General features: G+C 57.8%; 16 protein-coding genes and 1 tRNA gene. 6 read left to right on the forward strand and 11 right to left on the reverse strand.

The window, feature by feature from the left end:
- Positions 1 to 148: 148 nt before the first annotated feature.
- Genes LB462_RS22270 through LB462_RS22280 form a run of 3 tightly spaced genes read right to left on the reverse strand, consistent with a single transcriptional unit; the run spans position 149 to position 3,310 of the window.
- On the reverse strand, positions 149 to 1,246 hold the full coding sequence (locus LB462_RS22270; protein ID WP_224512580.1) for an ABC transporter substrate-binding protein: 1,098 nt from the start codon (positions 1,244 to 1,246) through the stop codon (positions 149 to 151).
- Positions 1,243 to 2,643: a sensor histidine kinase gene (locus LB462_RS22275; RefSeq protein WP_224512581.1), complete on the reverse strand. Its 1,401-nt coding sequence runs from the start codon at positions 2,641 to 2,643 to the stop codon at positions 1,243 to 1,245. The genes LB462_RS22270 and LB462_RS22275 overlap by 4 nt, the downstream gene beginning before the upstream one ends.
- Positions 2,633 to 3,310 (reverse strand): response regulator transcription factor, encoded by a 678-nt coding sequence (locus tag LB462_RS22280; protein ID WP_224512582.1) that lies wholly within the window; start codon positions 3,308 to 3,310, stop codon positions 2,633 to 2,635. Before LB462_RS22280 ends, LB462_RS22275 begins: the two co-directional genes overlap by 11 nt.
- A 1,026-nt stretch (positions 3,311 to 4,336) precedes the next feature.
- Here LB462_RS22280 and LB462_RS22285 point away from each other — a divergent pair.
- Positions 4,337 to 5,434, forward strand: coding sequence for an AbrB family transcriptional regulator (locus LB462_RS22285; protein ID WP_224512585.1), 1,098 nt, complete (start codon positions 4,337 to 4,339; stop codon positions 5,432 to 5,434).
- A gap of 31 nt (positions 5,435 to 5,465) precedes the next feature.
- On the opposite strand, the gene LB462_RS22290 is transcribed toward LB462_RS22285, so the two are convergent.
- Both LB462_RS22290 and LB462_RS22295 read right to left on the reverse strand, forming a co-directional pair.
- A tRNA-His gene (locus tag LB462_RS22290) sits at positions 5,466 to 5,542 on the reverse strand.
- Positions 5,543 to 5,765: 223 nt separating this feature from the next.
- A complete protein-coding gene (locus LB462_RS22295; protein ID WP_112526051.1) occupies positions 5,766 to 6,221 on the reverse strand; it encodes a phasin in 456 nt (151 codons plus the stop codon).
- A 301-nt stretch (positions 6,222 to 6,522) separates the two neighbouring features.
- Here LB462_RS22295 and LB462_RS22300 point away from each other — a divergent pair, with 301 nt between their 5' ends.
- Together LB462_RS22300 and LB462_RS22305 are read left to right on the forward strand one after the other, a co-directional pair.
- Positions 6,523 to 9,579, forward strand: a complete 3,057-nt coding sequence (locus tag LB462_RS22300; protein ID WP_224512587.1) for a PAS domain S-box protein — start codon at positions 6,523 to 6,525, stop codon at positions 9,577 to 9,579.
- 149 nt (positions 9,580 to 9,728) lie between these two features.
- A complete protein-coding gene (locus LB462_RS22305) occupies positions 9,729 to 11,609 on the forward strand; it encodes an AsmA family protein (RefSeq protein WP_224512596.1) in 1,881 nt (626 codons plus the stop codon).
- A 391-nt stretch (positions 11,610 to 12,000) separates the two neighbouring features.
- Here the strand turns inward: LB462_RS22305 and LB462_RS22310 are convergent, their stop codons facing one another.
- From LB462_RS22310 to LB462_RS22330, 5 genes are all read right to left on the reverse strand, one after another.
- Positions 12,001 to 12,819, reverse strand: a complete 819-nt coding sequence (locus LB462_RS22310; protein WP_224512599.1) for an ABC transporter permease — start codon at positions 12,817 to 12,819, stop codon at positions 12,001 to 12,003.
- A gap of 1 nt (position 12,820) precedes the next feature.
- Complete coding sequence (locus LB462_RS22315; protein WP_112526063.1) at positions 12,821 to 13,732, reverse strand: ABC transporter permease subunit; 912 nt, start codon at positions 13,730 to 13,732, stop codon at positions 12,821 to 12,823.
- A gap of 13 nt (positions 13,733 to 13,745) precedes the next feature.
- Positions 13,746 to 14,894: an ABC transporter ATP-binding protein gene (locus tag LB462_RS22320; RefSeq protein ID WP_224512602.1), complete on the reverse strand. Its 1,149-nt coding sequence runs from the start codon at positions 14,892 to 14,894 to the stop codon at positions 13,746 to 13,748.
- 69 nt (positions 14,895 to 14,963) lie between these two features.
- Positions 14,964 to 16,055, reverse strand: coding sequence for a polyamine ABC transporter substrate-binding protein (locus LB462_RS22325; RefSeq protein WP_224512603.1), 1,092 nt, complete (start codon positions 16,053 to 16,055; stop codon positions 14,964 to 14,966).
- 177 nt (positions 16,056 to 16,232) lie between these two features.
- Positions 16,233 to 17,174, reverse strand: a complete 942-nt coding sequence (locus tag LB462_RS22330; RefSeq protein ID WP_224512606.1) for a DMT family transporter — start codon at positions 17,172 to 17,174, stop codon at positions 16,233 to 16,235.
- 238 nt (positions 17,175 to 17,412) lie between these two features.
- Between LB462_RS22330 and LB462_RS22335 the strand changes: the two genes are divergently transcribed.
- The 3 genes from LB462_RS22335 (at position 17,413) to LB462_RS22345 (ending at position 19,088) form a co-directional block, all read left to right on the forward strand.
- Positions 17,413 to 18,009, forward strand: a complete 597-nt coding sequence (locus LB462_RS22335; protein WP_224512608.1) for a L,D-transpeptidase — start codon at positions 17,413 to 17,415, stop codon at positions 18,007 to 18,009.
- 152 nt (positions 18,010 to 18,161) lie between these two features.
- Positions 18,162 to 18,293 (forward strand): ABC transporter, encoded by a 132-nt coding sequence (locus LB462_RS22340; RefSeq protein WP_224512610.1) that lies wholly within the window; start codon positions 18,162 to 18,164, stop codon positions 18,291 to 18,293.
- A gap of 156 nt (positions 18,294 to 18,449) precedes the next feature.
- Positions 18,450 to 19,088 (forward strand): hypothetical protein, encoded by a 639-nt coding sequence (locus LB462_RS22345; protein ID WP_224512612.1) that lies wholly within the window; start codon positions 18,450 to 18,452, stop codon positions 19,086 to 19,088.
- Between the two features lie 197 nt (positions 19,089 to 19,285).
- Here LB462_RS22345 and LB462_RS22350 read toward each other — a convergent pair whose 3' ends face one another.
- Complete coding sequence (locus tag LB462_RS22350; RefSeq protein ID WP_224512639.1) at positions 19,286 to 20,728, reverse strand: helix-turn-helix domain-containing protein; 1,443 nt, start codon at positions 20,726 to 20,728, stop codon at positions 19,286 to 19,288.
- Positions 20,729 to 20,800 lie beyond the last annotated feature (72 nt).

Below are 20,800 nucleotides of genomic sequence, written 5' to 3' on the forward strand. Positions count from 1 at the left end.
GCCACAACCATTTTTCTCGCCGGAGTTGAAAATTTCGTTCCAGATTCGATGATTCATGCGTCAGAATCGGGGCTTCTTATGTGAGAATTGAATATTCTTGCAGAGAAATTGTCCCGGTATTGCGATCCGCCGTCCAAGATCGGGTTTGCTATTCTCGCGTCCAGGCGGGACTGTTCAATTCAATCAGAGATTGCGACCAATCCTCGATGAAACGTTGGCGTTGTGCCCTGTCCTGCACCGCGAGCAGAGCCGGGCCGATGCGGATCGGCTGGGCAACTCCGGACTCTTTCAAATTTTGCGGACCGTCGACGCCGGGCGGCAGTTCACCACTTTCCGTGAAATAGAACGCATTGGTTCGCGCCACGGATTGGCCGCGCTCCGACAGGAGGTAATCGAGGAACCGTGCGCCGAGATCTGCTCGCTGTGCACCTTTCGGGATAAGCGCACCACGGCTCAAGACGAGCGTATAATCGCGCGGCACCACCACGCCCAATTCCGGATGGCGCTGCGCCGCGTCATAAGCATAGGAACCGAGCATATTGTAACCGATGTAGAGATTGCCCTTGGCGACCTCCTCGAGGATTTCGCCCGTGCAGCAACGGGCGACAGCGGAGGCGCGCGCCATGCTTTCCAGCAGGCGGCCGAAGACAGTCGTGGTTTGCCGCGCATCATTGAAGGCGAGAAGATAACCTATCCCGGACAGGCGAATATCATAGGTGCCGACACGGCCGCGATAATAGTCGAGCCGCTCACGCAAGAGGTCTGCGAGTTCGACATGGGTACGGGGGACTTCGGCGGGCGGAACCTTGCTCCTGTTATAGACGAAAACCGCCGGCTCATAGGTGAAGCCGAAGACCTCGTCGCGCCAATTGGCCCAGTCTGCAACGCGAAGGGTTTCGGGCGACGTATGCGCCGCGGCGCAGCCATCATTGGCGAGCTTGAGCAATTGGTCGACCGATGACGACAAGAGCAGATCGCCGAGCGGTTCCTGCTTGCGGCAGGCTTCGCTGGCCAGGGCATTCAGTTCGTTGGTCAGATATTCATTATAGTCGATCGACACATCCGGCGACGATTTCTGAAAATCCTCAATCAGCGGCTTTATCGCGGCCAGGTCTGTCGTCGAGTAGATCGTCAGCGTGCCTGCGTCCGGCTGGACGGCTGGAAACAGCGTTTTGTTGCTTTCAGCAGCCAACGCTTGTGCCGCGGTCAAACCAACCATCAAGAGCGCGAAACTCACCCGGATCATTTCGCCACTCCTTTGTACAGCGGCAGGGTCAGAACCACGGTAAAACCCTTTTCGTCGCGCGCGCGAAAGCTCAAGGTGCCGCCATGAGCATTTGCCACTTCCTGGGCAATGGCGAAGCCAAGACCGGAGCTGCCTTCATGCGATTTCGACGTGGCAAAGCGCTGCGTCGCCTTCTCCCAGCTTTCAGGCGGGATGCCGGGACCATCATCCTCGACCTCGACAAAGGCTTGCGTGCCGGTGGCGCGTACCCGCACCTCCAGCCGTTGATCCGTACCATGCCGCAAAGCGTTGTCGATGACGTTGACAATGGCTTCGCGCAGGCTGACTGCGTCGCCGAGAACGAAAGGCCGGTCATCCGGCGCTTCGAAAGAAATGACGATATCCGGATCGACCGTGACCGGAATAGCGACCCGATAGGCGCGCCTCGCCACATCGACAAGGCTGATCGGCTCCTGCTGAACGGAATCGGCGCGATGAATCACCATCGCATGGCTGAGCAACTGGTTGGTCAGCCGGGAGAGTTCGCTTGTCCTTTCCTTGACCCGATTAAAATGCTGGCGGCCCGCCTTGTCGAGTTTGCCGGTCCCCAGAAGATCGATCTGCGCCGTCAGCGCAGTCAATGGCGTGCGTATCTGATGTGCGGCATCGGCAATGAAACGCTGCAACAGATCGACGCGTTCATTAAGCCTTCCCATGAAATGGTTGATCGAGCTGACAAAGGGATCAAGCTCACGCGGCACGTCGACTGTAACCGGCGTCAGATCATGCGGATCACGGCCACGGACTTCCGTCCCCAACTGTTCCACCGGCTGCAGCGCATAGCGGATCGCCAGCATGGCACCAGCGAAAGCCAACAGACTCATGATGAAGACGAGGATCGTCGCGCGCAGCGTGAGCTCGCGGGTCAAAGCCAACCGCGCCTCATTCGTCTGGGCTACGATGACATAGGCACGACCAGAGACTGCAGGATCGGCGAGGATCCGGGTCGCATGGGCGATGCGCACAGGCTCATCCTTGTAGACGCCCTCTTCCACGCTCAGAGGATCTTGCGCACGCTCCAGTGGCGTCGGTGTCTTGAGATCGTCATACCCGGTCAAGGTCTGGCCATGCGTATCGATGACGCGGTAGAAAATCCGGTCGCGATCCGCCAGGCCGAGCAGTTCGAACGCAGAGGTCGGCAGACGCGCAGTCAATATTCCATCCTCGACCGAAAGACTTTCCGCCATCTGCAACGCCGCGCCAACGAGCAGGCGATCATAGGCCTTGTTCGCCGCAGTTTCGGCATAGTACCAGGCGGCGGTGACGAGCAGCGCAGCTCCAATGAAAAGGACAAACGAAATGCGCCGGGCAAGACGCCCGAACAAAGACGGGCCGTGTTGGAGCGGTTCAGGGCGCATCGCCAGGTACCAGCTGATAACCGAGCCCGCGCACGGTGACGATGTGCGCTTTGGCACCCTCCAGCTTCTTGCGCAAACGGCCTATATAAAGTTCGATCGCATTGGCGTTCGCCGCTTCGTCGAAACCGAAAATCTGATCGAGCAGTTCATCCTTGCTGAAGACGCGACCCGGCCGTGCAACGAGAACTTCGAGCAGGGTCAGTTCACGCCGCTTGAGCTGTACTTCGCGCTTGCCGATGTGCACGGATCGCGTTCCGCGATCGACGGCGATATCACCGCATTTGATCAGATTGGTGGCCTCGCCTCCGGTGTGGCGGCGCATCAGAACGCGCGCCCTCGCCTCCAATTCACGGAAGTCAAACGGCTTTACCAGATAGTCGTCTGCTCCAAGATCAAGCGCTCCAACCCGGTCGTCAATCTCAGAACGCGCGGTCAGGATAAGGACGGGAACCGCATTGCCCGATTTGCGGATGCGTTTGAGGATTTCAAAGCCATCCATGCCTGGCAACATGACATCGAGAATGATCAGTGCATATTCGGTGAAATCGATGATTTCGGCTGCAGCCCGCCCATTGGTTTCCCAGTCCACGGCATGCCCTGTCGCCTCGAAACGCCTGGCGATTGCCTCCCCCACATCATGCGTGTCTTCTACGAGCAATATGCGCATGGCGTTTCATTCGCATGAAACATCAAGGGCCGCAAACAGTAAAAGCGGAACATCGCCAGCCGCTGTGCAACCGCGCAACCGATTGTTTGCGAAACGTTTCAACCGGACGTTCGTGGCGCCGATGCCTCAACCAAGCGATGAAGTGAGAGCATTTCAGTTTGGAGGCAGAAGCAGTCTGCACCGAGCCAGCCGGTGCATCGAAGGCGATTGGCCACTTCGACCGCGGCAACGGCCTTGCTTCCAACTTGGAGGTAAAGCGATGTGGTTCACACCATGTAGCGTTACCCTCATCATAAAAAGAACCCGGACAGGCTGGTCAATGTCTTTCCGGGTTCACTTTATGAAATGAGGAATGGGGGCGAACGAAAGTTCGTCCCCGCTCCAAGCTCGAACATAGCAGTTCTGCGGATTTTTCCAAGTTTCAAATGCCCTGTGTTTCTGGCTCTTTCGTTGAACGCAGAAGGACAACCGTGCAACCGATTGTTTGCAAAGCGTTTCAACCCGGCGTTCGTTGCCTTGGCTCATGAAGCAAGCGATGAATCGACGTGAATTCAGTTTGGGAGCAGACGCAGTCTGCACCGAGCCAGCCGGTGCATCGAAGGCGATTGGCCACTTCGACCGCGGCAACGGCCTTGCTTCCAACTTGGAGGTAAAGCGATGTGGTTCACACCATGTAGCGTTACCCTCATCATAAAAAGAACCCGGACAGGCTGGCAAGTCTCGTTCCGGGTTCATTTTATGAAATGAGGAATGGGGGCGGACGAAAGTTCGTCCCCGCTCCAAGACGAACATAGCAGTTTTGCGGATTTTTCCAAGGATCAAATACGCTAAACAGGGGTGGACGGCGCGCAACAGAAGATTATCCTGCGGCCAACTTTGTTGAGGCTGGCGGGACATTGGGGCGATGATAGTTAGTGATGCTTTTCCAAATGGCTTCCACAAAGGCGAAAAGCTCCGCTCATGTATGCCGCTTCGGCAACGTCGTCTCAATACGCAGCGCCTCTCCCGGCTCTCCAACGGTTCCCAATGAATGTTCCTGAATGGATCGGCCGCATCCTTGGCGGCGGATTGAGCAGTCGCGGCATTGGGTTGCAGTGGGCGATTTTGCTCGGATTGTCGATCCTGTTCTTCTTGCTTCTCCACGCGACTCATCTGCCGGCGGCGCTGCTGCTTGGGCCGATGGCTGCAGCCATTGCCGTGGCTGCAGCGGGCGGTTCGATCCGACTGCCGATGCGTCCTTTCATTGTCGCTCAAGGCGTGATCGGCTGCCTGATCGCGCTCAGTATTCGGCCCGCAGCGCTTGCCGAGATGCTGCACGACTGGCCCCTCTTCCTGGTGGTCATCGGGTCGGTTCTTATGGCAAGCAACGCGCTCGGCTGGTTGCTGACACGCTGGCAGGTCTTGCCCGGTACGACCGCCATCTGGGGCTCATCTCCCGGCGCAGCTTCGGCGATGACGCTGATGGCCGAGGCTTTTGGTGCAGACATCCGCCTGGTAGCATTCATGCAATATCTACGCGTGGTCTTTGTGGCAATCGTCGCCTCGGCCGTGTCGAGTATATGGGTCACAGCTCCAGCGGCTCGGGTGCCGGAAATCGTCTGGTTCCCGTCCGTTCCCTGGCTTGGTCTTGCACAAACCTTGATACTCATAGTGCTTGGAAGTTTACTTGCCGTGCGACTGCGCATCCCTGCTGGGCCGCTTCTGGTGCCGCTTGTCGTGGGTGTGGTTCTGCAAAACACAGGTATGATGGAGATCGTATTGCCGCCCTGGCTGCTTGCTGCGAGCTACGCGCTCGTCGGCTGGAATATTGGCTCGCGCTTCACACGACCCATTCTTGTTCATGCAGCGCGTGCCCTGCCACGCGTCGTCGCCTCTATCCTGACCTTGATTGCGATTTGCGGAGGAATTGCCGCCATTCTCGTATGGGTGGCCGACGTGGACCCGCTGACGGCTTATCTGGCGACCAGTCCCGGCGGTGCTGATTCCGTTGCGATCATTGCGGCGTCCAGCGATGTCGACGTGGCATTCGTCATGGCGATGCAAACATCGCGTTTCATCGTCGTACTTTTGACAGGCCCTGCGATTGCGCGTTTCATCGCGAAACGAACAGGCCATGGAAGCTAGAGCAAATTGGACGGGAATTACTACTGAAAAATGGTACGGACGGGTGGGCTCGAACCACCGACCTCAGGAGCCACAATCCTGCGCTCTAACCAACTGAGCTACGACCGCATACCGTCATATTTTTGACAGGCGTCACATACGAAGGATTGACGCTTTTTGCAAGTGTTCGATGCAACAAAGACAGGAACAAACCAAAAAAAGAAAAAGGCCGGGGGAGGATCCGGCCTTTTTCCATCAGTGCAAGACCAGGCGGGAGGAGCCATGAAGTCTTGCTTCCCCTACGGCCGGGAGGAGGAGTGCCGTCGGGGTATTTCTTGCGTCAAGTCGCTGACTAAGCGACCTTGACGTCCTTGATTGCCTTCTCGACAGCCGACTTGACCGGTGCGGAGATTTCTTCAACGGCCTTCGAAGCAACAGCCTGGAATTCCTTGGCCTGACCGGAGATGGCTTCAGCCTGCTTGCGAACGAATGCGCTCTGCAGTTCGATCACTTCGCCAAAGGACTTCACGCCGATCAGCGCTTCGATGTGAGCGAAGCCGGCTTCGGTGTTGGCGCGGAATGCAGCCAATGCCTTGAGCGAAAGAGCGGCACCATTCGACTGGGCAGTTTCAAAAGTGGTTTCAAGCGTCTTCTGAGCAGCTTCGGCCTGATCCTTGATCTTGGCATAAGCTTCCTTGGACTGAGCAACGCCCTTTTCGGTGAATTCGCGAACCTGGTCGGTTACAGCGGTTGCATCGAAAGTAGGGATCGAGAACGCATCGGCAGTCTGTTTGGTGGTCTTGCTCATAACAGGTTCCTTCCTTGGTGCAGATGGTCATTCGTCTCTGCAGCTGATTTCATGACCCCTATATAATTCAAAATATGGTGCGTTGCAACATTTATTTTGCAGTGCACAATCGAGCGCCTGTTTCTAAATCGAAATTATTATGTGGACGGTTGTATTGGCGTGACGGAAGTTAACTAAACCAAGAGAAAGACATGTAAGATAGAGGGCTGCGAGTGGACGAGTGACGGCTGGATCATTATTAACAAAGTCTTAAGAACATCGCGAGGATGCGACTGTTCGATCGGAGCATGCTGGTCAACATATGGCGTCTGGAACTTATCCATTCATCGACATCGCCGTCCTCGACGAGATCCGCGAGCATTTTGCCAATGGCGATGCGCTCGTCGTGATATCGCAGGATCTGCAGAACGTCATCTGGGCCAATGGCCAAGGTGCGTCGATGCTTGGCTATGCGTCGATCGACGAGATACTGGGTGGCGGAGCAGTGCTCGGCATACAGGCACGGCGACAACTCATGGCGCTGGATGGTTTTCCGGCCATCGGTCATGGACGCACGGTTTCGTTGCGCGTTGCCTTTGGGCTTTCCAGCAGCATCCTGACATTCCAGGCGAGCGATCTGAAACTGCCGCGCGGCGAACAGGCCATCCTTCTCTCCATCGCCAATGCTGATCGGGCAAGCTCCGGAAAGCAGATCGCAGCATTGGCAATCAAGGGCTTTGGCGACCGGACAACGCATGCGGCGATGATCGACGCCAATGGCGGCGTGATCGCCGCATCGCAGCAGTTTGCCAGGCTCGGATTCAATGACAAGATCCTCGGCGATCTCGTACGGGAGGTGCGGCTCGAGCGCGACCGCCTGGTCAAGCGCCCGGTACAAACAGTGAGCGGCGCTGTACCCACCGGGATTGCGAGACTGACGGACAGTCCCGCAATGCATCTGCTGTTTGCGATCGAGCCGGAGATTGTGGACGTGCAGACAAGCGAGATTGACCACCCGCAGCCTGAACTTGACGTTGTGCCCGAGGCGCCCATTGCCGATGCGCAGATAGATCATGCAGCGGCAGAGCCTCAGACCTCCCTTGCACTCGAGCCATCATTTAATGACACGGCAACACCCTCGGGCGTATTCCAGTACGCACCATCCGAGGCGCCTGTACGCTTTGTCTGGAAGGTCGACGCGCAGGCGAATTTCAGCGAGATATCACCAGAATTCTCGGCCGCTGTCGGACCGCAATCGGCGTCGATCATCGGCAGATCTTTCCGGGCGGTGGCGGCGAGCCATGGGTTCGACGACAACGAGGAAATCGCCGCGCTTCTTGAGCGTCGCGACACTTGGTCGGGACGGACGGTGCTATGGCCTATCCAAGGCACCGACCTGCGCGTGCCGATCGAGCTTGCTGCGCTGCCGATCTATTCGCGTGAGCGGGCGTTCCTGGGTTTCCGGGGGTTTGGCGTGGCCCGCATGGGCGATGTCACAGCCGATCCGAAAGCAGCAGGCAAGATATTGAACGACGTACAGTCCGCCGTAGATGTGTTCAACGGGGAAAAACCCGCGCTGGAAATCACACCGGATGCGACAGGCAACATCATTCCGCTCAAGACGCAACGGCCCTCACGCGACGACGGACGGCTGAACGATGCCGAACGCAATGCATTTCGCGAAATTGCCGAAAGGCTGCGCCGCGAAGTGCTTGGCGACGGCCCGAAGAGCAGTAGCGACGCAGAACCCGGGCCTGCTGCAACGCCGGCTTCAACGATGAAGCCCAAGGTTCCGGATGCGGAAGTGGTCGGTCCGGGCTATGCCGTTGCGGAAAGCGATAGCAAGAACGAACTCGCCCGGCCCGAGGATTTTGCGGTCAACATTCGCGAACAGGCGCGGCAGGGTGTCGACACGTCCATTCTCGCCGCCCTGCCCTTGCCGGTCCTGATCCACCGCCAGGGCCAGATACTTTATGCAAATCCCGCGCTGCTGGAGAGCATATTGTATGCGTCTGCCGAAGCGATCAACGATGCGGGCGGCTTGAGCATCCTCTTCGCCGATGAAACTGGCGATAGCGGCGATGACGACGAAGCTGGCATGAACCTTCGCCGCAGCGATGGCTCGGTGACGCGGGTTCAGGCGCATCTGCAGGCGGTCCGCTGGGACGAAGCAACCGAGAATGGCGAGCGCGCGCTACTGCTCGCATTGTCGCCGCAAGCCCCGACTGCCGATCATTTCGAGATGAGCGAACGCCAGCTTCTGCAGACGCGCATCGATGAGCTCAGCGCCATTCTCGATACGGCGACCGACGGCGTGATCCTGCTCGATTCAGCCGGTTCGATCCGCTCCGTCAACCATTCCGCCGCTGCGCTCTTCGGCTACGAGCCGGAGGAGTTGACCGGTAAAGCCTTCTCCATGCTCTTCGCCATCGAAAGCCAGCGCGCGGCGATGGATTATCTGAACAGTCTTTCGGAAAATGGCGTCGCCAGTCTGCTCAATGACGGGCGCGAGGTGATCGGCCGTGAAGCCCAAGGCCGCTTCATCCCGCTGTTCATGACGATCGGCAAACTGGACGCCTCCAAGGGATACTGTGTTGTCCTGCGTGACATCACCCATTGGAAGCGCGCCGAGGAAGAGCTGGTCAGCGCCCGACGCGAGGCCGAACGCACGTCTGCCCAGAAAAGCGAGTTTCTGGCACGCATCAGCCATGAAATCCGCACACCGCTCAATGCCATAATCGGCTTTTCCGAATTGATGGCGGACGAGAAGTTCGGCCCTATCGGCAGCGAACGCTACCGCGATTATCTGAACGATATCAGCCGCTCCGGCAATCATGTCCTGTCGCTGGTCAACGATCTTCTCGATATTTCAAAGATCGAGGCAGGAGCCGTCGAGATGGATTTCGAGGCGGTTTCGCTCAACGAAGCGCTGACGGAAGCCGTCGCGATCATGCAGCCACAGGCGAACCGCGAGCGTGTCATCATCCGCTCCAGCCTGACATCGCGGCTGCCCGACATTGTCGCAGACCATCGTTCGATCACCCAGATCGCCTTGAACCTATTGTCCAATGCCATCCGGTTCACCGGGCCCGGCGGCCAGGTCATTGTCTCCACAAGCTATGAGGCGAGCGGCGATGTGCTTTTGCGCGTGCGGGACACGGGCATCGGCATGACGCGGCAAGAGGTCGAGCAAGCTCTGCGACCCTACAAGCAGATCACCACGCCGAAGCATTCTCGCAGCGATGGTACCGGCCTTGGCCTGCCGTTGACCAAGGCGATGGCCGAAGCCAACCGCGCCAATTTCACGATCGACTCCAATCCCGGTCGCGGGACAATGGTCGAGATAACATTTCCGTCCACGCGTGTTCTTGCAGAATAGACGGCCAATTCACAAACGGGTCATTTCCAACAAATCGATCGTAAAAGGTCTATACCGGCTTGAATTGCCCTGCATGATCGCTAAACCGTGGAAGGCAATGCAAAAATCCTTACAGCACGCAGCTGAAGGGACTGAAATCGGAAACGCTCATGTCCTGGTACAGGCCAAGGAACCTTCTCGCCACGGTCTTGATGTTGGCTCTCGTTGCCGTGGGAGTTCTGGCGGCCCTGCCCTACCTTGTCAGCACGGATCTGATCCGGGCGAGGCTCATTCAGGAAATCAGCAACTGGACCGGCTATAGCGTCGAGTCGCGGCAGTCGCCGCAGATATCGTTTTTTCCCATATTCGCCGCCTCACTGGCTGACGTGACCATCCGCAATCCGTGGCAGAGTGAAGGCGCACCATTCATGCAGGCGGAGCGCATCGAAGTCGACCTGTCGTTACTTTCCGCGCTGATGGGCAATATCGAATTCACCGAAACCAAAATCGTGCGGCCAAAATTCGTCATCGACGAACCGATCAAAAGCCTGTCGGAGATCGGCGAAGCCCTTGCCAAGAGTGATGGCCGGATCGGCGATGTCGTCCGGGAAGCGCGTGTTGCTGTTGAAGCCAATCCCGCCAAGCCGGATATGAGCACGGTATCGTCGCAACCGTTCGGGCGTGTGCGGCTCGAAGACGCGACGGTCACCTTCAAGCGGCCAATCAACGGCGCCGAAGAACAGATTTCGAGCATCAGCGGCGTTTTCGACTGGCCGCAGACTTCGGGTGTTGCCAGTTTCCAGGGCAAGGCCATCTGGCACGGCGAAGAAACGGAAATCGACAGTTCTGCGACGCGGGCGTTGTTGCTTCTGGCTGGCGGCACCAGTCCTCTACAGGTCAATCTCAGCTCGACACCCTTGACGCTATCATTCAACGGATCGGCCAATGTCTCCAAGGGCCAGTTTTACGAAGGCACGCTTTCACTGACCTCGCCATCTCTAAGACGCACGCTTGAATGGTCGAGAATGGCGACAATTCCTGGCGCCCCCATCGGCAGCTTCGCACTGGATGCATCCGTCTCCGGATCCGCTACGCGCATGAAACTGGACGGGCTGACCGCAACACTGAACGACAATCCCGCGAAGGGCGTGATCGAGGTCGTGCTCAATCAGGGAACACCCAGCGTTACCGGTACGCTTGCCTTCGAAACGCTCGACATTCATTCGGTGTTCTCAGGTTTCATGCCCTTGCCGGATGGTACCACGAACGCTGACGCGGTTATCGACAGTGGTTTCCTGAAGCTGCTCAATCTCGATCTGCGCGTCTCCACACAGAAAGCGACCATCGGGACGATCGATCTCTCGAAGGTCGCGGCAACGGCACAAATCCGCAATGGGCGCGCCATGTTCGATATCGGCGAGGCCTCGGCGTTCGGTGGTTCGGTTGCCGCCAGTTTCCAGCTTGCGGATGAGGGGGATGGCGCAACGACCGGTGAATTGCGCCTCAACGGCACGGATGTGAACAGTGCTTCGATCGCCTCCCTGCTTGGATTTGGTGATCGCTTTCAATTAGGCAAAGGGACGATGTCCCTTGTCTTGAAGGGTCCGATATCACGTTGGTCAACAGCGCTCGGCAACGCCAAGGGAACACTGTCCATGCGCTTCGGCAGTGGGCAAATCCGCAGCCTGGATTTCAACGGCCTCCTGAGCAAAGCCAAGACGGACCGTTTCTTCAGCCTCAACGAAAAGACGGATGCCTGGCTGGCCTTCGACAAATTCGAGGCCAAGGCGAACATCATGGATGGGGTGGCGGCACTGGAGACGGCGCAAATCCAGACCAAGTCCGGCACGCTGAGTTTTGCCGGCATCGTGACGTTGATCGGTAAAAGCCTGGCGCTCACAGGTGACTTCGCGGCCCCGGTTCCCGCTGCGGCCCCGGCAGCAGGCGCTGCACCGGACGCACCCAAGCCGGAACCGACGGTCAATCACACACGCTTTTTCATAGGCGGTTCCTGGGACAATCCGTTTATCTCGCCAATCATTGCGCAGTAGACGAAAGTCGGCAGCGACCGCTCTTGGAAACCCGCGAGAAGATGCTATAGTCTTGGAGCAGAGGATGAGCTTTCGCTCACCCTCCGTTCCTTATCTAAAGACATGAACCCGGACGGTCACTGACCAGGTCGTCCGGGTTTTCTTGACGATAAGGGTTAGACTAAACGGTAGATACCGCATAGTTTCACCTCCAAGTTTGAGGCAAGGCTGTTGCCGCAGTCGGGGGAGCCTATCTTCCTCGATACACCGCTGGTCCGGTGCTGTTGCTTCGCCATCAAACCGTTAGCGCGTTAGCGCCATTTCTCATCTATTGCTTGGTTTGATGTGGGCAACAACGAACGTAGAGTTGCATTCGACCTGTTATCTCAGGCTCTGAAGTTGTCTTGAGTTGTCAGTTCCGTGCAGCGGCCTGTTCGTCGCGAGCCTTCTGAACCTCGCGGCGCTTGTTGGCGATCGACGCAATGATCACTCCGACTGCTACGATGGCAATCAGGATGGTACAAGCGGCGTTGATTTCCGGCGTCACGCCAAGCCGTACCTGCGAGTAAATGCGCATGGGCAGCGTGGTCGCGCCCGGCCCCGAGGTGAAGCTGGAAATGACCAGATCGTCCAGCGAAAGCGTGAAGGCAAGCATCCAGCCAGAGACCACTGCCGGCAGGATCACCGGCAGTGTTACCCTGAAGAACGTCGTGACCGGCGTTGCTCCAAGGTCCATTGCCGCTTCTTCCAGCGAGCGGTCGAATGTCACCAGTCGCGACTGAACGACAACGGCGACAAAGCACATGGAGAAGGTGATGTGTGCGAGGATCATGGTCCACAGTCCGCGGTCGAACCCGATGGCAACAAACAGCAGCAGCATCGACAATCCTGTGATGACTTCCGGCATGACCAACGGCGCGTAGATCATTGCCGAAAACAACAAGCGCCCGCGAAAGCGCGTATAGCGGGTCATAGCCAAGGCACCGAGTGTTCCAAGAATTGTCGCGACAGTCGCCGACACGAGACCGACGCGGATGGTTACCCAAGCCGCATCGATAAAGCTCTGGTTGCGGAAGAGAGAGACGTACCATTTTGTCGAAAACCCGGCCCACACGGTAACGAGCCGGGATTCGTTGAACGAAAAGACGACCAGAAGGACGATCGGCAGATAAAGGAAGGCGAAACCGAAAACCAGGGAGGCAATGTTGAAGCGGGACCAGGTGGTGTTCATCTTATTTCTCGCTTTCCTGCGCCCGCGCTTCCGCACGCTGGAACAGCACGATCGGCACGACCAGCAACAGCAGAAGGATAACAGCGACGGCGGAGGAAACCGGCCAATCGCGGTTGGAGAAGAACTCGTTCCACAGCGTTTTGCCAATCATCAGGGTCTGCGATCCGCCGAGGAGGTCAGGAATGACGAATTCACCAACCGCAGGAATGAAAACCAGGAAACACCCGGCTATGACGCCCGGCATTGACAGGCGAAAGGTGATTTTCCAGAAGGCGAGTATGGGCGGACAGCCAAGATCCTCAGCTGCTTCGACCAGCGAGTAGTCCATCTTTTCCAGCGCCGAATAAATCGGCAGAACCAGAAATGGCAAGTAGGAATAGACGATACCTATAAAGACGGCTGTATTGGTATTGAGGATGTTGAGCGGTGTGTCGATCACATGCGCCCACATCAGGAACTGGTTGAGCAGACCTTCAGGCTTCAGAATACCTATCCACGCATAGACGCGGATCAGGAAGCTGGTCCAGAACGGCAGGATCACCAGCATCAGCAGCGTCGGCCGCACCGTCGCGGGCGCGCGCGCCATGCCATAGGCGATCGGGTAGCCGACGATCAGTGTCAGTATTGTCGAGACCCCAGCGATGATCACGCTGGAGATGTAGGCTTTGTAATAAAGCGGGTCCTCCAACAGCCAGATATAGTTGTCCCACGAGAGTTGGGAGAAATTATCGGCAAACGCTTGCCAGCCAGCCGACAGGTTGAACGCAGGCGTATAGGGCGGGATTGCCATCGCGACTTCAGACAGCGAAATCTTGAATACGATGACGAAGGGGATGAGAAAGAAGATCAGTAGCCACAGATAAGGAACGGCTATGACCAGCCGGCCTGCAACGGACGATATCAATTTCTGCATGACATCATCCCCCTCACGCGGTCAGCACGATACCGGCGTCGGTATCGAAGTTGACCCAGACCGTATCGTCATAGCCGAGCGGATCTTCGACCGTGCGCACCGCGTTGAGGCTCGCAGCCTTGATGATCCGGCCGCTTTCAAGCTTCACATGGAAGACCGTCATGTCACCGAAGTAGGCGATGTCATAAAGCTCCCCATGTGCGGAGTTGATTGACGGGTCGGCGGGCTGCTTGCGGCTGACGCGAATTTTCTCTGGCCTGATGGCAAACCCAACCGGCTGGCCGACAGTGCAGCTTCTCGAAGCGGCATCGGTGCGGATCGTCAGGTTTTCAGGTGCGACGGCAATGTCGATCTTGCCATTGGCGACTGCGGCAGCGGTACCTTCGAACATGTTCACATTGCCGATGAAATCGGCGACGAACTTCGAGTTTGGGGCTTCATAGACTTCCGCCGGCGTTGCCACCTGCATGACTTTGCCCTTGTCCATGACAGCGATACGGTCGGCCATGGTCATCGCCTCTTCCTGGTCGTGGGTGACCACCACGAAAGTCAGGCCGAGCTTCATCTGGAGGTCCATGAGTTCAAACTGGGTTTCCTCGCGCAGTTTCTTGTCGAGCGCCCCAAGCGGCTCGTCGAGCAGCAAAACCTTCGGACGCTTTGCAACGCAACGCGCAAGCGCCACGCGCTGGCGTTGACCGCCGGAGAGCTGGTGTGGCTTGCGCTTGGCGAACTGCTCGAGCTTCACCAGCTTGAGCATTTCGGCGACGCGCGCCTCGATATCGCCCTTGGCCATGCCCTCCTGCTTCAGGCCAAAAGCGATGTTACCTTCCACCGTCATGTGCGGAAAAAGGGCATAGGACTGGAACATCATGTTGACCGGGCGCTTATAGGGCGGAATGCCGCGCATATCCTGACCATCGATGAGAATGCGCCCGGCGGTCGGCTCTTCGAAGCCGGCAAGCATGCGCAGGAGAGTCGACTTGCCGCAGCCCGAAGCACCCAGCAGCGCAAAGAATTCGCGATTGTAGATGTTGAGGGACAAATCATTGACGGCCGCGAAATCACCGAACTTCTTGGTGACGTTTTCGATGGCGATAAAGGGCTTCGCTGCAGGATCGTTCCAAGGTGCGAATGTGCGGCGAAAACTTCCCAATGATTTCATGATTTGCCCCGGTCTTTTCTGTTCTTGATTTCAAAAGACCCCGGCATTGGCTGCCGGGGTCTCTTTAATTTATTGGCCTGTGACCACTTTCGTCCACAAGCGCGTGACGACGCGCTGGGTTTTTGTGTCATAGGGCGTGACCGTAAACAGCTTTGCCAGCACCTCCGGCGTTGGATAGACTGCGGGATTATCAAGAACCGACTTGTCAATCATAGCCTGAGAAGCCTTGTTGCCATTGGCATAGGACACGAAATCCGTTGCTTTGGCGGCAACTTCCGGCTTCAGCATGTAGTTGATGAACTCATGGGCTTCTGCGACGTGCGGCGCATCGGCCGGAATCGCCATGACGTCGAACCACATTTGTGCACCTTGCGCAGGGATGGCGTAGTCAAGTTTTACCCCGGCCTTTGCCTCTTCGGCACGGGTTTTGGCCTGCAAAATATCGCCAGAATAGCCAAGCGCCAGACAGATATCGCCATTGGCCAACGCGTTGATGTATTCGGACGAGTGGAACTTGCGGACATAAGGGCGTATCGATTCGAGTAGCGCTCCGGCCTTGGCCAGTTCATCCGGATCCTTGCTATCGGGATGGAGACCCAGATAGGCGAGCGCGGAGGGCATGACGTCGGACGCGGAATCGAGGATATGGATGCCGCAATCCTTGAACTTTGCCGCCATTTCCGGCTTGAACAGCACATCCCAACTCGGCTTTTCATCAGAGCCGGTGATTGCCTTCATCTTGTCGACATTATAACCGAGGCCAGTTGTTCCCCACATGTAGTCGACGGAATACTCGTTGCCCGGATCGTATGTGGCGATGCGCTCGTTGATCACGTCCCATGTATTGGAAAGGTTCGGAAGCTTGGATTTGTCGAGCTTCTGGAACACGCCCGCTGCAATCTGGCGCTGCAGGAAGGAGGCGGTCGGCACCACAACATCGTAGCCTGTACCGCCGGCGAGAAGCTTGGTTTCAAGAATCTCATTGGAGTCGAAGGTATCGTAGACGACCTTGATGCCGGTCTCCTTGGTGAATTCTTCAAGGATAGTCGGATCGATATAATCCGACCAGTTGTAGATATTGACGACGCGGTCCGCCGCCCAAGCGGAACTGGAAATTCCGAGCGCGAGAGTGGCCGTCAACAGAGCAGCTTTTATTCCCATTTATATCTCCATGATGCTGGCACTAATACTTTGATTGTGCCGGGGTTCCCGTGGTTAGCCCTACCTTTTTAGATTGCGAAGGGTTCGTCAACTGGCTTCAGGCAACACTTTCATTGAAAATTGCGCAAGTGCGAAATTTTCAATGATGCAGCGCAGTTGTTGTGCGGAAAATTGCGACTAGCGGACGACCGCCGCCACGCGCTTTTGACGCCTATATTCCCAGCCGAGATGCATGAGCAGTGCGCACAGGATGACGGCGCCGCCGATGATCGTGCGCAGAGCCGGGACCTCGTTGTGCAGGAGCCAGACCCAGACCGGGCCGAGCACTGGTTCGAGCGTGCTGATCAGCGCGGCCAGCGCCGAGGGAATGAGCCGGGCCCCGCTGACGAAGAACGCGAGGCCGAGACCGAGATTAACCGCGCCAAGTGCAAAGAGCAGGCCAAAATCCCGCACGCTCGTGCTGAACTGGCCGGCCATCGTCGAGGCCACGCAGGCGGCAATGACCACGCCGAGAAAAACCGCTGGCGTCATGCGCAGATGCGCCTTGCGGCGGGTGATGACGGTGGCGATGGCGAACGAGATGGCGATCAACAGCGCCAGCATATCGCCGACGGGCGAAACCTCCCCATCAAGCGAATCCGACACCATAATGGCGACGCCGGCAATGACCACGGCAATGGCGATCCATGTGGCAGAACTGATGCGCTCGCGGAACAATATCCACGAGATCAATGCCGCAAAGAGCGGCACGCCCGCCTGTAGCAGGAGCACATTGGCGACCGTCGTATAGGACAACGCGATAATGAAGCAGGATGAGGCGATGGCGAAGCAAATGGCGACGCCGAGGCCCGCCAGCCCCATATGCTGAAACAGCCGCCATGTGCCGCGCGGCCCATCGCGCACCAGCATGAAGCACAGGAGAAACAGCGCAGCGAAGACCGAGCGCCAGAAGACGATCGTCCAGTTGTCATTGGCTTCGACGAAGCGCGTGAGAGCGCCGCCGGTGCTCCACGCGATCGCGGCGCCAGCCACCAGCAAACAGCCGATCGCAGCCTCCGAAGAGGTCTTGGCAGGATCGGGCCCGGCGACGGGCGGCAGGGGCACGGCGGAGATACTCATGCACGCGACAATGCCAAGCTTGTGGCAAAGGTTAAGTCTGGAAAACGACTGTTGATTGTCGGTTTAACGGCACCGGCACAGGTGTTCAGCTCTAATAGTGCCTTTTCAGCGTCGGCTTTTTCATAGCGGGGAATTCCAGGTAGTTGTTCATAGTCGATCGACGCGATGTACGAGACTTGGCCATCAACTGCTGCGATGTTAGGGTGGCCGCGAATGTGTCGACTGGTTGGGGCAACAAATGATCAATGGAAAAGTTACGCGCCGGGGGCTGATGCTTGGCGGTCTGGCAATGATGACCTCTGGATGCGGTTCCGGCGTGCGCCAAGCGATGGCGCCGATTTCATCGGCCTTTGCCGTGCCACGCGGTATGGATCCCCGTTTGCGGCGGCAAGAGGTGGCGTATCAAGGGAGCGAGGCGCCCGGGACGCTCGTCATCAACACCTATGAACGTTTCCTCTATGCGGTCCAAGGGGACGGGTCGGCCACGCGCTATGGTATCGCCGTCGGCGAGGAGGGACTGACGCTCAAGGGCAGAGCGACGATCGAACGCAAAGAGGAATGGCCATCGTGGATGCCCACTGCAAGCATGATCAAGCGCAAGCCGCGACTTGCCCAATACGCAGGCGGGGTTCCCGGCGGGCCAAACAACCCGCTTGGTGCGCGTGCGCTCTACCTCTACCGCGGCGGACGTGACACCTATTTTCGTGTGCACGGTACAAATGAACCTTGGTTGATCGGACAAGCTGTGTCGAACGGGTGCATTCGCCTGACGAATGAGGACATCCTTTATCTCTACGACAACACGCCTCTGGGAACGCCGGTGTTGATCGTCTGAATATCCCGGCTGGACCGCCCTGTTGCAAACTAGACACACTTGTTGTGTGTTTACCATTCCAAGCTCTAGTCATCACTACCATTTGTGCTACTCTACCATTGGTAGTACTCTACCGTCGGTCACCTACTCGCCTTTGAGGGAAAGGAAATCTGATGAGCAGGATTCTATTCGCTGTAGTTTGCACTTTAACCGTAGCCAGCCTAAGCGCGTGTGGGACGATAGGTAAGGGGAAAGCTCCGCCGCCAGTCGCTGAAGAGCCCGCAGCAGCACCAGTTTATAAATAAGAAGTTTCGTCAAAAAAATGGAAGGGTCGCCCGACCCTTCCAGCATCATGTGATTCGCAAAATGCCGGCTTAACAGGCGGCTGTGCGGCCCCCCGGTGATTTTATAGCGGGTATGGCCGGGCTTGTGGATTGCGTTTTGATGAATTCTGGGATGGGATGACGCTCATGAGTGTTCGTCTGTTATCTGTGATCGCGCTTGGGCTCGCAGTGGCGGGATGCCAAACGAGCGATGGGAGCAATTCGGGTTATGTAGCCGGTGCCAGCGATAACGCTGCGGCCGTTCAAGTGACCTCTGCGACAGCAGCCCAGCCCGCGCAAAAAAACGGACGCTATTATATCGAGTTTCGCTCGCGCTATGCCCTTACCTACGGCCATACCTTTGTGATGTTCGGGCGTCTGGACAAGGCGGGCAATATAGTTGATCGCGAAGTTGCCGGCCTCCACCCGGCTACGAACAGCGTGGTTCCATACATTCTTGGCCATTACATACCCGTTCCAGCCGAGACCGGTGAGAGCGACGGTGATACGGACGACAAATACAGGTCGGCAACCTGGCGCGTCACCTTGAATGAAGCCGAGTACAATAAAGTCGTTGCCTATATACGCAAACTGCAAGCCAGATCGCGCTTCTGGCAAGCAACGACGTTCAACTGCAATGCCTTCGTGGGCGAGATCGCGCGGTCCATGGGATATAAAGCACCCGGCCACTTGCTGCGACCGCAACAATACATCGTCAAGCTTCGAGAGATGAACGGCGGGCCCAATGCCGTCGGGTATACCGGCCCTCCAGGCTAGGGTGTCTTGATATTCGCGCCATGACGGCCTGCAAATGGCACTTTTCTGCGCTCCGGTGCTCATGAACGAGAATGTTCACTGCGCTCCGTTGCTCGATAAGCGCCATTTTCGGCGCATCCTGACCCGAATCTCAAAACACCCTGGAGCGAATTTTGCTTCTTCAGAGCCGGCTTTGTTTCCGGATGGCGAAACTCGCCCTACTGAAAGTCGAACGCGCTAAGCCCCGTCACCATCTCGTCCAGTCCCACTGGCCGCGTCACGGGTGGTTCGGCTCGGGAGAGGCAGGCGGCGCGTTCGCACAGACGGCAGGCCGGGCCGACGGGCGTTGAGCCAACGAATTTTCCAAGTGGCGGGGCGCTGATGCTGTGGTTGCCGATGGCGCTGCCATAGACGATCTGGTCAGCAAATTCGATGTCGCAGCCAAGCAGGATGGCAGTTCGGCGCGGGCGTTCGTTGAAGGCGCCTTGCGGCCCTTCCAGCGTGCGCGCGATCGTCATGAACTCGGCGCCATCCGGCATTTCAACGGCCTCGACGAGGATCTGGCCGGGCTGGGCAAAAGCGGCATAGACAGGCAGCTTCGGGCACTCGCCGCCGAAACGGGACTGTGGAAACCCTTGCGCCCCCGCCCGGCGGAAACGGTTGCCGGCGTGGTCGACCTCCAGCATGAAGAACGGAATGTCCTGTCTGCCGGCGAGGGTCGCAAGGCGGTTGGCTGCCTGTTCAAACGAGACATGGAAGCGCGAACGAAGGACATCAATATCGTAGCGAGCGCGAACAGCGGCACTCTGGAAAGCCTGATGGGGCATCATGAGCGCATGCGCCGCGTAGCGGCCGAACTCGAAACGGGCAATGCGCCGCGCCTCGTCCGAGGAGAGTTTCAGATCCTGGATTTCGGCGGCAATGACCACCTGCATGCGCATGAGAGCAGCCTCCATCGCCACCTCGCGCAACTGGTCGAAGGGTGACAGCCGCTCGGAGATGAACAGCCGCTGCGAATGGCGGTCATAACGGCGGCGCCAGTTCGGCATCGTTGCAACGGGCAAGATGCGTACCGTCATGCCGTGTTCTGCCTTAAGCCAGGCCTTCAGGGCACCAAGCAGATCATCGCCGGGCTTGAGCAGACCGGTAAAGCTGTCGACCTCCCCCTCAATGCGGGGAAAATGATTGGCGCGGCGCTCCAGCGCTTCGCGTACCTCATTCAGCGGCATGCGTGTGGCGACAAGCGACGGCGCGCGGCCGTCCTTCGCCAGAAGTTGCGACAGATCAGAAAGGCGCTCGAGCGATTCCCTGTACGCGCGATAAAGCTTGATGACGCCGGTGGCGGCATTGGGCGCCGCATCGCTGATTTCGATCAGTTCCTGATCGCCCGGCAATTCGCCATTGAGCAGCGGATCGGAAAACACTTCCTTGAGCACGGCCATGGAGGAGCCCGTCTCCATCTGCAGCGTGTCGAGTTCGATCTTGTAGGTCGAGGAAAGCTTGAGCAGGAGCTGGACCGTGAGCGGCCGCTGGTTGCGCTCGATGAGATTGAGATAGGACGGCGAAATGCCCAGCGCCTCGGCCATGGAGGTCTGTGTCAGACCACGCTCGTTGCGAATGCGCCTGATACGCGGTCCGGCGAATATCTTGCCTTCAGCCATGGGAAAACCATTCCGCTCGGTGGGGACGGAATCCGCCCATAACCTCCCCCTCTCCGTCATCCTCGGGCTTGA

The organism is Phyllobacterium chamaecytisi (assembly GCF_020164455.1).
Lineage (GTDB): Bacteria > Pseudomonadota > Alphaproteobacteria > Rhizobiales > Rhizobiaceae > Phyllobacterium > Phyllobacterium chamaecytisi.